Here is a 433-nt window from a genome sequence, read left to right as displayed (position 1 = left end):
ATGGCACAACGACTTCAACAGTAACAGTTACACTAAAAGATGCGAATAGCAATCCAGTTTCTGGTAAGACAGTTGTATTAACAGATGATAGCACAACATCAACGATCTCAGCAGCAAGTGGTAGTTCGAATGCTAGTGGAGTAGTAACCTTTACAGTTACAAACACCATTGCAGAAACAGTTATTTACTCGGCAACAGGAGATAATGTGAGCATTACCGATACAGCTAGAGTAGCCTTTGTGGCAGGAGCAGTTAGTGCAACTACCTCAACAGTTACTTCAGCACCATCCATCAATGTAACAGCAGATGGCACAACGACTTCAACAGTAACAGTTACACTAAAAGATGCGAATAGCAATCCAGTTTCTGGTAAGACAGTTGTATTAACAGATGATAGCACAACATCAACGATCTCAGCAGCAAGTGGTAGTTC

Annotated in this window: 1 protein-coding gene; it reads left to right on the top strand. The window is 41.3% G+C overall.

The genetic code is table 11. The features are described 5' to 3' along the window. The coding region (locus V7S79_RS12220) for an Ig-like domain-containing protein (protein ID WP_459490878.1) at positions 1-433 on the top strand (433 nt) is incomplete at both ends.

The sequence above is a fragment of the Aquirufa sp. ROCK-SH2 genome, assembly GCF_054558315.1.
This window is presented reverse-complemented; position numbering and strand designations above follow the sequence as displayed.